Raw genomic sequence first — 13,041 nt, 5'->3', positions numbered from 1 at the left:
ACGCAAGAACCACACCGAGCAAGAAACTAGGAATAGAGATGCCCCCGAAGAAGAAGAAGATTGCCGGGCTCATCAAGCTCCAGATCCAGGCAGGTCAGGCCAACCCGGCTCCGCCGGTCGGCCCCGCCCTGGGTCAGCACGGCGTCAACATCATGGAGTTCTGCAAGGCGTACAACGCCGCGACCGAGTCGCAGCGCGGCAACGTCGTGCCGGTCGAGATCACGGTCTACGAGGACCGCTCGTTCGACTTCAAGCTGAAGACCCCGCCGGCCGCCAAGCTGCTGCTGAAGGCCGCGGGCGTGCAGAAGGGCTCCGGCGAGCCGCACAAGACCAAGGTCGCCAAGGTCACCATGGACCAGGTGCGCGAGATCGCCAAGACCAAGCAGGAAGACCTGAACGCCAACGACGTCGAGGCTGCCGCGAAGATCATCGCCGGCACCGCGCGTTCGATGGGCATCACGGTCGAGGGCTGAGCGCCGCGACGCGTTGTGACACCGCAGGGCTGACGAAGCCCCGGAGCAGGAACCCGTGGGAGGGCCGGCCAGGCTCGACAACCACGACCGAACCATTCACCTTCCGGTGACAAGTTAGGACAGAACAATGGCAAAGCGCAGCAAGGCGTACCTCGCCGCCGCTGAGAAGATCGACGCCTCGACGCTCTACAGCCCCCTCGCGGCCGCTCGGCTCGCGAAGGAGACCTCGTCGAAGAACTACGACGCCACCGTCGAGGTCGCCATGCGCCTCGGTGTGGACCCCCGCAAGGCGGACCAGATGGTCCGCGGCACGGTCAACCTGCCGCACGGCACCGGTAAGACCGCCCGCGTCATCGTGTTCGCGGTCGGCGAGAAGGCCGCCGAGGCCGAGGCCGCGGGTGCGGACGCCGTCGGCGCGGAGGACCTGATCGAGCGGATCCAGGGCGGTTGGCTGGACTTCGACGCCGCGATCGCGACCCCGGACCAGATGGCCAAGGTCGGCCGCATCGCGCGTGTCCTCGGTCCGCGCGGCCTGATGCCGAACCCGAAGACGGGTACGGTCACCCCGGCTGTCGCCAAGGCTGTCGCCGACATCAAGGGCGGCAAGATCAACTTCCGCGTCGACAAGAACTCGAACCTGCACTTCGTGATCGGCAAGGCGTCGTTCGACGACGCGAAGCTGGTGGAGAACTACGGTGCCGCCCTGGACGAGGTCCTGCGCGCGAAGCCGTCCACCGCGAAGGGGCGTTACGTCAAGAAGGTGACGATCGCGACCACCACCGGACCGGGCATCCCGGTGGACCCGTCGCGCACTCGCAACCTCCTGGAGGACGCCGAGTAGGAGGCTGGTCTCCAGTCTTCGCGGTCAGCGCACGAAACGGCCGGCACGGAACTGCTCCGTGCCGGCCGTTTTGCGTCCGCACATCCGGTCGGGTACGCTTGCCTGCGGAGTTCGGCGCGTGCCGATCTTCACCCCGATCATGTTCTACCCAAGACCGTTGGTCACCGGATCCGCTCGCGGACTCGGTTGAAGGTCCGGGATTGCCCGGCGGCCCACGCAGGAGGACGAGGTAGGGGAGATACGACATCGGTTGCGATGCCGTCTTTCTCTCTGTACGCCCCGTGTGCCCTGCACCGGGGCGTTTTGCATTTTGCGGATTTCGAGTGGAACTTCCCGAGCGGGAAAACGACTGTTACTGAGAGGAGGCGAAGTATGGCAAAGCCTGAGAAGGTTTCTGCGGTTGCGGAGATCACCGAGCAGTTCAAGGACTCGACGGCCGCCGTGATCACGGAGTTCCGTGGTCTGTCGGTGACCAGTCTGACGCAGCTGCGACGCGCTCTCGGAGAGGGTGCCACCTACTCCGTCGCCAAGAACACCCTGGTCAAGCGCGCCGCCGCAGAGGCGGGCGTCGAGGGCCTTGACGACCTGTTCGTCGGACCGACCGCCATTGCGTTCATCAAGGGCGAGCCGGTCGACGCTGCGAAGGCCCTGAAGACCTTCGCGAAGGACAACAAGGCGCTCGTCATCAAGGGCGGCTACATGGACGGCGCTGCGCTGTCCGTGGATCAGGTCAACCAGATCGCGGACCTCGAGTCCCGCGAGGTGCTGTTGGCCAAGCTCGCCGGCGCGATGAAGGGCAACTTGGCAAAGGCCGCCGGCCTGTTCAACGCTCCTGCCTCGCAGGTGGCCCGTCTCGCGGCCGCTCTGCAGGAGAAGATGGCGGACCAGGAGTCTGCCGCAAGCTGATCCGCACCATCGCGAATCACTGACCCACCCACCCCGCGCGCCCCGGCGCGCATCCCATCCGGTCGCGGATCAGCGACATGGGATCCACAAGGAAGGACCGCCACCATGGCGAAGCTCACCACCGAAGAGCTGCTCGACGCGTTCAAGGAACTGACCCTCCTCGAGCTCTCGGAGTTCGTGAAGGCCTTCGAGGAGACCTTCGAGGTCACCGCTGCCGCTCCGGTCGCCGTCGCCGCTGCCGGTGCCCCGGCCGCCGCCGCCGAGGCCGAGTCCGAGCAGGACGAGTTCGACGTCATCCTCGAGGGTGCCGGCGACAAGAAGATCCAGGTCATCAAGGTCGTCCGTGAGATCGTCTCGGGCCTCGGCCTGAAGGAGGCCAAGGACCTCGTCGAGGGTGCTCCGAAGCCGATCCTGGAGAAGGTCGCCAAGGATGCCGCCGAGGCTGCCAAGGCGAAGCTCGAAGAGGCCGGCGCCAAGGTCGCCGTCAAGTAAGACGAACCCGGCTGCCCGACCGCACCGCGGTCGAGCGCTTCGGCAAGGCCGCTGCCCACGGACTCACGTCCGTGGGCAGCGGCCTTTTCGCGCATTCGTGACCGGTTTGCCGAGCGCGCGGAAACCATCCGCGCTAAGTTGACGTCGGTGCCGCACGGGGACGGCATAAGCGCAGGTCATACCCCTGATCGAAGGGGGTTATGCCCGAGTTGACCTGTGTTCTTACTCGCTAGTAGGATCCCGTGTCACAGGTAACACTTCGATGCGCTACAGTGACGCAATCCACAGTGGGGAACAGCATCGAGCCGTGCGGAGGTAATGGTGGGAGTCGAAGTAGCTGTCGAGGGGTTGACGAAGTCCTTCGGGTCTCAGCGGATCTGGCAGGACGTGACGTTGACGCTGCCGGCGGGTGAGGTGTCGGCGCTGCTGGGCCCGTCGGGTACGGGCAAGTCGGTGTTCCTCAAGTCGCTGATCGGTCTGCTGCGACCGGAGCGGGGCTCGATCGTCATCGACGGCACCGACATCCTGCAGTGCTCCTCGAAGGAGCTCTACGAGATCCGCAAGCTGTTCGGGGTGCTGTTCCAGGACGGTGCGCTGTTCGGGTCGATGAACCTCTACGACAACGTGGCGTTCCCGCTGCGCGAGCACACGAAGAAGTCCGAGTCCGAGATCCGCAAGATCGTGATGGAGAAGCTCGAGCTCGTCGGTCTGCTCGGCGCCGAGGACAAGCTGCCGGGCGAGATCTCCGGCGGCATGCGCAAGCGGGCCGGGCTGGCGCGGGCGCTGGTGCTCGATCCGCAGATCATCCTGGTCGACGAGCCGGACTCGGGGCTGGATCCGGTGCGCACCACCTACATCAGCCAGACCCTGATCGACATCAACGCCGAGATCGACGCGACGATCCTGATCGTCTCGCACAACATCAACCTGGCGCGGACGGTGCCGGACAACATCGGGATGCTGTTCCGCCGGGAGCTGGTGATGTTCGGTCCGCGCGAGGTGCTGCTCACCAGCGACGAGCCGGTGGTCAAGCAGTTCCTCAACGGCACGATGATCGGGCCGATCGGGATGTCGGAGGAGAAGGACGAGGCGACGATGGCGCAGGAGCAGGCCCTCGTCGACGCCGGGCACCACGCCGGTGGGGTGGAGGACGTCGAGGGCATCGTGCCGCAGATGAAGGCCACCCCGGGGATGCCCGAGCGGCAGGCCGTCGCCCGCCGGCAGGAGCGGGTGCGGCACATCCTGCACACCCTGCCCGAGGCCGCCCAGCAGGCCATCCTCGAGTCCTTCGAGGAGACCGGCGGGACGCACGCCGCGCCGGCCTACCCCGAGCATTCCTTCCGCGACGACGACACGCAGGTCATCCCGGCGTACCCCGGTCACGGGTACGACGAGTCCGCCCGCCACAGAAGCTAGGAGCACACATGGGGGTCGGATCGGGCACCAGCTCGTTCGTGCGTCCGATACACGGTGCACTCACCCAGGCCGGAAACATCGTCGAGTTGTTCGTCGACGTCGTGCGGAACACCTTCCGCCGGCCGTTCCAGTTCCGCGAGTTCATCGAGCAGGCGTGGTTCATCGCGAGCGTCACGATCCTGCCCACCGCCCTCGTGGCAATCCCGTTCGGCGCTGTGGTCTCGCTGCAGACCGGGTCGCTGATCAAGCAGCTCGGCGCGGAGTCGTTCACCGGCGCCGCCAGCGTGCTGGCCGTGATCCAGCAGGGCAGTCCCATCGTGACCGCGCTGCTGATCGCCGGCGCGGCCGGCTCCGCGGTCACCGCCGATCTCGGATCGCGCACCATCCGCGAGGAGATCGATGCCATGGAGGTGCTCGGCATCAACCCCGTGCAACGCCTGGTGGTCCCGCGCGTGCTCGCGATGGTTCTCATCGCGCTGCTGCTCAACGGACTCGTCTCCGTCGTCGGCATCGCCGGCGGCTACTTCTTCAACGTGATCCTGCAGGGCGGTACCCCGGGCGCCTACCTGGCGTCCTTCTCGGCCCTCGCCCAGTTGCCCGACCTCTACGTGGCCGAGATCAAGGCGGCGATCTTCGGTGTCATCGCCGGCGTCGTCGCGGCCTACAAGGGCCTGCACCCCGGTGCCGGACCGAAGGGGGTCGGCGAGGCCGTCAACCAGACCGTCGTCATCACCTTCCTTCTGTTGTTCTTCGCGAACCTGATCCTGACGATGGTGTACCTGCAGATCGTTCCGGCGAAGGGATCCTGACTCGATGACAATCGCAAAGGGCCGCGGAGACGTCATCTGGCTCCGCGGGCGCAGAATCGTGCGCGCTCCTCTCGACATGCTGGATCGGGCAGGCGACCAGATGTCGTTCTACGCGCGGGCCATCGCGTGGACCCCGCGCACCCTCGTCCACTACCGCAAGGAGGTGCTGCGGCTGCTCGCCGAGGTCACCTTCGGCAGCGGCGCGCTCGCCGTCATCGGCGGCACCATCGGTGTCATCGCCATGATGTCCGGTTTCACCGGCGTCGTCGTGGGTCTGCAGGGCTACGCCGCCCTCGAGCAGCTCGGCTCCTCGGTGCTCACCGGCTTCCTGTCGGCGTACGTCAACACGCGTGAACTCGCCCCGATCGTCGCGGCCCTGGCGCTGTCGGCGACGGTGGGCTGTGGCTTCACCGCCCAGCTCGGTGCGATGCGGATCAGCGAGGAGATCGACGCGCTCGAGGTGATGGCGGTGCCGTCGGTGCCGTTCCTCGTCACCTCCCGGATGATCGCCGGTTTCGTCGCCGTCATCCCGCTGTACATCATCGGCCTGCTCGCCGCGTACCTCGCGACACGCGTGATCAGCACCCTGTTCAACGGGCAGTCGTCGGGTTCGTACGACCACTACTTCAATCTGTTCCTGCCGCCCGAGGACGTGCTGTACTCCTTCGGGAAGGTCCTCGTCTTCGCCTTCTTCCTGATCCTCATCCACTGCTACTACGGCTTCAACGCCAGCGGGGGACCCGCGGGCGTCGGCGTGGCCGTCGGCCGTGCGGTGCGCACCGCGATCGTCACGATCGCCGTGCTCGACTTCTTCCTCAGCCTCGCCATCTGGGGCACCACCACGACCGTGAGGGTGGCCGGATGAACCCGACTCCCTCGACCCTCAAGCGGAGGGTTCTCGGCCTGCTGTTCTTCGTCGTGCTGGGTCTGTTCCTGTTCGTCACCATCGCGATGTACAACAAGACGTTCAAGAAGGTCGTCGAGGTGGACCTCGTGACCGACGAGGTCGGCAACGCGCTGCCGATGAACGCGGACGTGAAGGTGCGCGGACTGATCGTCGGCGAGGTCCGCGGCACGTCGGCCGAGAGCGGGACGGTGACCGCACATCTCGCGCTCGAACCGGACAAGGCCGGCCTGATCCCCGCGAACGCGACCGCACAGCTGCTGCCGAAGACGTTGTTCGGGGAGCGTTACGTCTCGCTGATCCTCCCGGACCGGCCGGCGCGCCCGATCCAGGCGGGGGACACCCTGATGCAGGACACGAGCGCCGAGACCGTCGAACTCGGCGAGGTGCTCGACGGGCTGCTGCCCCTGCTCGAGGCCATCCCACCGCAGGATCTCGCGAACACCCTCGGCGCCCTGGCCCAGGGCCTGAGCGGCCGCGGCGAGACCCTCGGGCAGACCGTGGACCGGCTCGAGCAGGTGTTCCGCGAGGTGAACGTGGAGCTCCCGGCCGTGCAGGAGGACCTGCGCGGGCTCGCGGACTTCTCCCAGACCTACTCCGACGCCGCGCCCGATCTGATCAGCGCCCTCGACAACCTGCGCACCACCGGCAACACCGTGGTGGAACAGGAGAACCAGCTCGAGACTCTGCTGGTCACGGCGACGGGGGCGTCGTCGGCGACCGCCGGGCTGCTCGAGCAGAACGCCGGCTCGATCATCAGCATCGCCGCCGACTCCAAGCAGGCCCTGCAGTTGCTGGCCCGGTACTCGCCGTCGTACCCGTGCATGCTGAAGGGCTTCGCCGACGCGGCACCCGCGGCTGCGGGGGTGCTCGCGGCCGACGACCCGTTCCCCGGCGTGCGGGCGAGCGTCCAGTTCGTCAATCCGAAGGGCCGGTACCTGCCGAACCAGGACGAGCCGCGCCTGCTCGACGTCCGCGGCCCCACCTGCTACGACAACGTCACGGCCCCGGGCCGGTTCTTCCCGCAGTACCCCGGCGGTTCGATCAACGACGGCTCCTACCAGGTGCCGTCCCGCAACCCGGGCCCGGAGACCATGTCGTACTTCCCGGCCCCCGAGGGGTCCGGGGTGCCGGACGACGTCGGCGAGCTGATCGGGACGACCCCGGCGACGACGCAGGTCTCGTACACCGGGTCGCGGGCCGAGCAGGACGCCCTCGGCGTCGTGTACGCGGAGGCGACGGGCATCGCGCCCGAGGACGTGCCGACCTGGACGACGCGCCTGGGCGCGCCCGCCCTGCGTGGAACGGAGGTGAGCTTCCGATGAGAGGCCTGGCAGCACCGCTGATCAAGCTGATCGTCTTCGCCGTGGTCACGATCCTCGCCACCGGAATGCTCGCGGCGACCATCGCGAGCCTCGGCGGCGGCGGAGGCACGAAATTCCACGCGATCTTCACGGACGTGACGTCGCTCAACGAGGGCGACGACATCCGAATCGCCGGCGTCCGCGTCGGTCAGGTCGAGAAGATCGAGATCGTCGACCGGCGCGAGGCGCGCGTGACGTTCTCGATGTCCGACCGGGACTGGCTGCCCGCCGCGACGACCGCGACGATCCGCTACCGGACGCTCGTCGGCCAGCGCTACATCGCCCTCGACCAGGGCGAGGGCATGCAGGGGATGAAGCTGACCGGCGGCGACACCATCCCGCTGGAGCGCACCAAGCCGGCCGTGAACCTGACCACCCTGTTCAACGGGTTCCGGCCCCTGTTCCAGACCCTGAGCGCCGAGGACGTCAACACGCTGTCGTCGCAGATAGTCCAGGTGTTCCAGGGCGAGGCCGGAACCATCGACGACCTGGTGCGCACGACGGCGAGCCTGACCAACACGATCGCAGACAAGGACCGGGTCATCGGTGCGGTCATCGACAACCTGAACTCGGTGCTCACCAACATCAACGAGCGGGACGATCAGCTCGACTCGTTGCTCGTCAACACGCAGGCGCTGGTCAGCGGGCTGGCCGCCGACCGCGACACGGTGGGTGCGGCCGTGCAGTCGCTGGCCGGGCTGACGGACGCGACGGCCGATCTGCTCGAGCCGACCCGGCCGGCCATCGCCGGCTCCGTCACGGCGGTGCAGCAGCTCGGGGCGAACCTGAACAGCAACCGCGACGCGGTCGACGAGGTCCTCGCCACCCTTCCGGTCAAGCTCGAGAAGCTGGGCCGGGTCGCGAGCTACGGGTCGTGGTTCCAGTTCTACCTGTGCGGCATCGACGTGATCGCCGGCCCGGGTTCGGTTCCGTACCTGAACCTGCCGACCGGCCTGCCCACGGTGAACCAGCCGATCTACACCAACGCCGCCAAGCGGTGCACGCAGGACGGGATGCAGGAGTTGCAGGGACGATGAGCAGACGTCGCAGTCCGGCCGTGTCCGGCGCCCTCGGGATTCTCGTGGTCCTGCTGGCCACCCTGTCGGCGTTCTTCCTGGATTCGCTGCCGATCATCGGGGCCGGCGCCACCTACCGCGCGGAGTTCACCGAGGCGGCCGGCCTCAAGCCCACCAACGAGGTGCGCATCGCCGGAGTCAAGGTCGGTCAGGTCACCGACATCGAGCTCGACGGGGACCGGGTGCTCGTGTCGTTCAAGGTCAAGGACGCCTGGCTCGGCAACGACACCTCGGCCTCGATCCAGATCAAGACGATCCTCGGCCAGAAGTACCTCGCCCTCGAGCCGCGGGGCACCGAGGTGCTCGACCCGGATGATCGGATCCCGTTGTCGCGCACCGTAGCCCCGTACGACGTGATCGAGGCGTTCTCGTCCGCGGCCACCACCCTGGGCGAGATCGACTCGGAACAGCTGGCCACGAGCTTCGACACGCTCTCGGAGGCGTTCTCGCAGACACCGGACGACATCCGGGCCTCGCTCGACGGAGTCACCCGGCTCTCGCAGACCGTTGCGAGCCGGGACCAGGAGCTCAAACGGCTGCTCGAGGCGACCGGCCGGACCTCGCAGATCCTCGCCGACCGCAACGCGGAGTTCAACCGGCTGATCAGCGACGGCGCCCTGCTGATCGCAGAACTCAACAACCGGCAGCAGGCCATCTCGCAGCTGCTGACGGGCACGCAGCGGCTGTCTGCCGAGCTGACCGGTCTGGTCCGCGACAACGAGGCGACGATCGGCCCGGCGCTCGACCAGCTCCGGGGAGTGGTGCAGATCCTGCAGGACCGCAACGACGATCTGGACCGCGCGATGAAGCTGTACGAGCCGTTCGTCCGGCTGTACTCGAATGTCGTCGGCAACGGCCGCTGGTTCGACCAGGTCGTCGTGAACCTCATTCCGCCCGGATTGCCGGAGATCCCCGGATACCGCGATCCGGTTCGCACGTTGGGAGAGAACTGATGTCGCATGCCGAGTCCGGTGGCGGCTCACGGCGCGGCCCGATGGTGCTGCTGATCGCCGCGATCACCGCGGCCGTGGTACTGATCGCCGGTGTGCTGTGGTGGGTCTTCAACCGCATGGGAACCACCGAGATCACGGCCTACTTCGACAAGGCCGTCGGGGTGTACGAGGGGTCCGGTGTCCGGGTCCTCGGCGTCGAGGTCGGCAAGGTCACCGCGGTCGTCCCCGAAGGGGACCAGGTGCGGGTGGACATGCGGGTCGACCGCGGCGTCGACATCCCCGCCGACGCCAAGGCCGTGCAGATCACCCCGTCGGTCGTCGCGGACCGCTACGTGCAGCTCGCCCCGGTGTACACCGGCGGCGAGACGATGGCCGACGGCGCCGTCATCCCGCGGGAACGGACCGCCACCCCGGTGGAGGTGGATCAGCTGTACGCCAGCGTCGACGAGCTGTCGCGGGCGCTCGGTCCCGAGGGTGCCAACAAGGACGGCGCCCTGACGCGCTTCGTGGAGACCGGCGCCGAGAATCTCGAAGGCAACGGTGCCGCGCTCGGCCAGACCATCGAGCAGCTCTCCGCCGCGTCGCGCACGCTCAACGAGTCGCGCGGCGACCTGTTCGGCACCATCGAGAACCTGCAGATCTTCGTGTCCGCGCTGGCGGCCAACGATCAGCAGGTGCGCGAGTTCAACGCGCAGTTGTCGGACCTGTCGGGCTATCTGGCCGGCGAGCGGGAGAATCTCGGGCTAGCGCTGAACCAGCTGTCGGAGTCGCTCGGGGTGGTCGCGCAGTTCGTCAACGACAATCAGGCGGCGTTGAAGGACAACGTGGACGCTCTGGTCCCGGTGACGAACAACCTTGCCGCCAACCGGGATTCACTGGTGAACTCGCTGACCCTGCTGCCCCTGGCGGTGAGCAACCTCGTCAACTCCTACGACGCGGAGTCCGGGTCGCTCGCCTCCCGCCTGGTGGTGACCGATCTGCAGGATCCGGCGGGCGTGATGTGCAAGCTCATCGACCTCGGTCGGCTCGTGCCGGGTGACCCGAGGTTCGAGCAGCTCGGCCGGCAGATGCAGCCGCTGATCGATCAGTGTTCCGGCCTCGCCGAGCAGATCACCAACGACGTCCGGACGCCGGATCTGATCCTGCCGTTCGGCGTCCTGAGCGGCGAGAACATCCAGCGCCGGGTGGTTCCCGGCACGGTGCCCGGTGTCGAGTCACCGCGCCTGGACCTGGAGAGGGGCGGACAGTGAGACGCTCGGCGATTCTCGGTGCCGGGGCCTGCGTGACGGCCCTGGCGGTGTCGGGGTGCGGCGGGGCCGCGAGCCTCCCCCTGCCCGGTGGTGCGGACGTCGGGTCCGACCCGATCCACGTGACCGTGCAGTTCGACGACGTGCTCGACCTCGTGCCGCAGTCCACCGTCAAGGTGGACGGCGTGCCCGTCGGCCGGGTGGAGACGGTCTCCGTCGGTCCCGACGGGTGGACCGCCGACGTCGGGATCGTGGTCGACTCGGCAGTGGAGCTGCCGGCCAACGCGTATGCCGCGGTGGAACAGACCAGTCTGCTGGGCGAGAAGTTCGTCCAGCTCAGTCCGCCGCCGAGCGACCCGTCGCGCGAACTGCTCGCCGACGGCGACGTCATTCCGCTGGACCGGACCCGGCACGCCACGGAACTCGAGCCCGTGCTCGGCGCCCTCTCGCTGCTGCTCAACGGCGGCGGCGTCGGCCAGCTGCAGCCGGTGGTCGAGGAGCTGTCCACCGCGTTCGAGGGCCGGGAAGGCACCACGAAGAGCCTTCTGCAACAGGCGGATCGGCTCATCGACGGTCTCAACCAGCAGCGCGACGACATCACCCGCGCCCTCGACGGCCTCGATGTGCTCACCGTCCGGGTCGCGGAACAGAACGACCGCATCGCGGCGATCCTCGACGACCTGCCGGTGGCCACCGCGGTGCTCGAACAGCAGCGGCCCCAGCTGACCGAACTGCTCGGTCAGCTCGACCGCCTGGGGACGGTGGGCACCGACGTGCTCGACCAGTCCAAGGAGGACCTCATCGCCGACCTGCTGGCCCTGCGCCCCACCCTGCAGCAGCTCGCCGCTTCCGGCGACGATCTGGTGAAGGCGCTGCCGTTCATCCCGACGGTGCCGTTCCCCGACGGGGTCGAGAAGATCGCCCTCGGTGGCTCGGTCAACCTGTTCCTCGCCGTGGACCTGCAGATCGGGGACGCGCTGGCCTCGCTCGGCGTCGGTCAGGGCGAGCCGGTCTACCGGCAGCCGAAGTTCGGCGAGCCCAAGCCCGTCGTGGATCCGTCGAACCCGTACTACAACGGCAACGGGCCGAGGCCGGGCTGGCCGACGGTCTCGCTGCTGCCGGTGCTGCCGGCGCCGAAGCTGCCCGTGGGACTCGAACTGCCGCCGGGGGTGACGCTGCCCGGTCAGCCGGCCGCGGCGGCGGACACCGGCGACGACCCGGCGCCGGCCAATCCGCTGGAGGGCCTGTTGAACCAGCTCGGAGTCGGGGGAGGGCGATGATGAGATCGCGAATGCTGCGGATACAGCTGGTCGCGTTCGTGGTGATCGCGCTGCTCGGGGTGGTGTTCGTCGGCGCGCGGTACGTCCGCCTCGACAACCTGCTCGGGTTCGGGCAGTACACCGTCCACGCACGGTTCGCCGATTCGGGCGGCATCTTCACCAACGCCGAGGTCACCTACCGGGGCGTGCCGGTGGGGCGGGTCGGCGAGCTCGGCCTGACCGAGGACGGCATCGACGTCACGCTGCTCCTCGACAACGGCGGGCCGCAGATCCCCGCGTCCACCCGTGCCGTGGTGGCGAACCGGTCGGCGATCGGCGAGCAGTACGTCGATCTGCAACCGGATACCGACGAGGGTCCCTACCTCGAAGCGGGATCGGTCATCGGCCAGGACGCCACCGACGTGCCCGTGCCCGTGCAGGACCTGCTGGTGAGCACGAACGCGCTCGTCCGGTCGGTGCCGGTGGACTCGCTGCGCACGGTGGTGACCGAGCTGGGGGCGGCGTTCGACGGCCGCGGTGGCCAGCTGCAGACCCTCGTGGACTCCCTGGCCCAGCTCAGCGACGCCGGAGTGCAGTACCTGCCGCAGACGGTGTCGCTGATCCGCGACAGCCAAACGGTGCTCGACACCCAGTCGGTGCAGGCGTCGGCGATCCGGCAGTTCAGCGCGGATCTGGACCTGGTGACCGCGCAGCTGCGCGACAGCGACCCGGACGTCCGTCGCCTCCTCGAGACCGGGACGGCGGCGAGCGAGGAGCTCACGCAGCTGGTCGCGGACTCGGGCCCCGGCCTGACGGCGAACCTGACGAACCTGGCGCTGCTCGGCGACAAGCTCGGCCCGCAGGCGGTCGCGTTGCAGCCGCTGCTCGCGTTCCTGCCGGCCGTGGCGGCCAGCGCCGGGACGGTGGCGCCCGGCGACGGCACGGTCCGGCAGGGCATCCTGCTCGAGACGAACAACCCGCCGTCGTGCACCCTCGGGTACGAGGGCACTCAGGCGATCCTCGACGAGATGCAGCGCCGGGATCCCAACTTCGACGACACCCAACAGGACTTTCCGTTCAACACGGAGGCGTCCTGTGAGGCCCCGCAGGGCAGCGTCACCGGCGTGCGGAGCGCGAACCGGATCGTGTTCGCCGACCCGGCGACGATCCAGCCGTGGGACTTCACGCCGAAGCAGGATCCGGACAAGCTCAATCTGAATCCGATCGCGACGCAGCTCGCGCCGTTGCTCGGAGTCACCCCGAAGTAGGTAAGTAGGTTGGTGCAGTGACCGCAGACACGA

General features: G+C 68.1%; 13 protein-coding genes. All 13 read left to right on the top strand.

Features of this window, described 5'->3' with window-relative positions; all coding sequences use genetic code 11:
- Window positions 1–38 precede the first annotated feature (38 nt).
- The 13 genes from rplK to HFP48_RS19465 all read left to right on the top strand — a co-directional run bounded on the left by rplK (window position 39) and on the right by HFP48_RS19465 (window position 13,008).
- Complete coding sequence (gene rplK, locus HFP48_RS19525) at window positions 39–473, top strand: 50S ribosomal protein L11 (RefSeq protein WP_003937618.1); 435 nt, start codon at window positions 39–41, stop codon at window positions 471–473.
- 127 nt (window positions 474–600) lie between these two features.
- Complete coding sequence (gene rplA, locus HFP48_RS19520; protein ID WP_006940876.1) at window positions 601–1,314, top strand: 50S ribosomal protein L1; 714 nt, start codon at window positions 601–603, stop codon at window positions 1,312–1,314.
- A gap of 372 nt (window positions 1,315–1,686) precedes the next feature.
- Entirely contained in the window at window positions 1,687–2,220 is a 534-nt protein-coding gene (gene rplJ / locus HFP48_RS19515) for a 50S ribosomal protein L10 (RefSeq protein ID WP_006940886.1), read from the top strand.
- 105 nt (window positions 2,221–2,325) lie between these two features.
- A complete protein-coding gene (gene rplL, locus HFP48_RS19510; protein WP_006940888.1) occupies window positions 2,326–2,712 on the top strand; it encodes a 50S ribosomal protein L7/L12 in 387 nt (128 codons plus the stop codon).
- Window positions 2,713–3,030: 318 nt separating this feature from the next.
- On the top strand, window positions 3,031–4,128 hold the full coding sequence (locus tag HFP48_RS19505) for an ABC transporter ATP-binding protein (protein ID WP_029545069.1): 1,098 nt from the start codon (window positions 3,031–3,033) through the stop codon (window positions 4,126–4,128).
- A gap of 8 nt (window positions 4,129–4,136) precedes the next feature.
- Window positions 4,137–4,937: an ABC transporter permease gene (locus tag HFP48_RS19500; protein WP_006931311.1), complete on the top strand. Its 801-nt coding sequence runs from the start codon at window positions 4,137–4,139 to the stop codon at window positions 4,935–4,937.
- 4 nt (window positions 4,938–4,941) lie between these two features.
- Window positions 4,942–5,802: an ABC transporter permease gene (locus tag HFP48_RS19495; RefSeq protein WP_029545068.1), complete on the top strand. Its 861-nt coding sequence runs from the start codon at window positions 4,942–4,944 to the stop codon at window positions 5,800–5,802.
- Window positions 5,799–7,166, top strand: a complete 1,368-nt coding sequence (locus HFP48_RS19490; RefSeq protein ID WP_006931309.1) for an MCE family protein — start codon at window positions 5,799–5,801, stop codon at window positions 7,164–7,166. The genes HFP48_RS19495 and HFP48_RS19490 overlap by 4 nt, the downstream gene beginning before the upstream one ends.
- The gene (locus HFP48_RS19485; RefSeq protein ID WP_006931307.1) at window positions 7,163–8,242 is read left to right on the top strand and encodes an MlaD family protein; all 1,080 of its coding nucleotides are present in this window, start codon (window positions 7,163–7,165) and stop codon (window positions 8,240–8,242) included. The genes HFP48_RS19490 and HFP48_RS19485 overlap by 4 nt, the downstream gene beginning before the upstream one ends.
- A complete protein-coding gene (locus HFP48_RS19480) occupies window positions 8,239–9,234 on the top strand; it encodes an MCE family protein (RefSeq protein WP_003937627.1) in 996 nt (331 codons plus the stop codon). The genes HFP48_RS19485 and HFP48_RS19480 overlap by 4 nt, the downstream gene beginning before the upstream one ends.
- A complete protein-coding gene (locus HFP48_RS19475) occupies window positions 9,234–10,484 on the top strand; it encodes an MCE family protein (protein WP_006931305.1) in 1,251 nt (416 codons plus the stop codon). The genes HFP48_RS19480 and HFP48_RS19475 overlap by 1 nt, the downstream gene beginning before the upstream one ends.
- On the top strand, window positions 10,481–11,761 hold the full coding sequence (locus HFP48_RS19470) for an MCE family protein (protein ID WP_006931303.1): 1,281 nt from the start codon (window positions 10,481–10,483) through the stop codon (window positions 11,759–11,761). The genes HFP48_RS19475 and HFP48_RS19470 overlap by 4 nt, the downstream gene beginning before the upstream one ends.
- Window positions 11,761–13,008 (top strand): MlaD family protein, encoded by a 1,248-nt coding sequence (locus HFP48_RS19465; protein WP_029545063.1) that lies wholly within the window; start codon window positions 11,761–11,763, stop codon window positions 13,006–13,008. The genes HFP48_RS19470 and HFP48_RS19465 overlap by 1 nt, the downstream gene beginning before the upstream one ends.
- Window positions 13,009–13,041: the final 33 nt, after the last annotated feature.

Origin of the sequence: Rhodococcus sp. DMU1 (assembly GCF_012272955.1) — a bacterium.
Lineage (GTDB): Bacteria > Actinomycetota > Actinomycetes > Mycobacteriales > Mycobacteriaceae > Rhodococcus > Rhodococcus aetherivorans.
Note: the sequence above shows the minus strand (reverse complement) of the source record. Positions and strands in the feature narration are given on the sequence as shown.

Coding starts and splice junctions, on each gene's coding strand:
- HFP48_RS19490 (WP_006931309.1), top strand. CDS start 5,799: ATGAACCCGACTCCCTCGACCCTCAAGCGGAGGGTTCTCGGCCTGCTG.
- rplK (WP_003937618.1), top strand. CDS start 39: ATGCCCCCGAAGAAGAAGAAGATTGCCGGGCTCATCAAGCTCCAGATC.
- HFP48_RS19465 (WP_029545063.1), top strand. CDS start 11,761: ATGAGATCGCGAATGCTGCGGATACAGCTGGTCGCGTTCGTGGTGATC.
- HFP48_RS19485 (WP_006931307.1), top strand. CDS start 7,163: ATGAGAGGCCTGGCAGCACCGCTGATCAAGCTGATCGTCTTCGCCGTG.
- rplJ (WP_006940886.1), top strand. CDS start 1,687: ATGGCAAAGCCTGAGAAGGTTTCTGCGGTTGCGGAGATCACCGAGCAG.
- rplA (WP_006940876.1), top strand. CDS start 601: ATGGCAAAGCGCAGCAAGGCGTACCTCGCCGCCGCTGAGAAGATCGAC.
- HFP48_RS19480 (WP_003937627.1), top strand. CDS start 8,239: ATGAGCAGACGTCGCAGTCCGGCCGTGTCCGGCGCCCTCGGGATTCTC.
- HFP48_RS19500 (WP_006931311.1), top strand. CDS start 4,137: ATGGGGGTCGGATCGGGCACCAGCTCGTTCGTGCGTCCGATACACGGT.
- HFP48_RS19475 (WP_006931305.1), top strand. CDS start 9,234: ATGTCGCATGCCGAGTCCGGTGGCGGCTCACGGCGCGGCCCGATGGTG.
- HFP48_RS19495 (WP_029545068.1), top strand. CDS start 4,942: ATGACAATCGCAAAGGGCCGCGGAGACGTCATCTGGCTCCGCGGGCGC.
- HFP48_RS19505 (WP_029545069.1), top strand. CDS start 3,031: ATGGTGGGAGTCGAAGTAGCTGTCGAGGGGTTGACGAAGTCCTTCGGG.
- rplL (WP_006940888.1), top strand. CDS start 2,326: ATGGCGAAGCTCACCACCGAAGAGCTGCTCGACGCGTTCAAGGAACTG.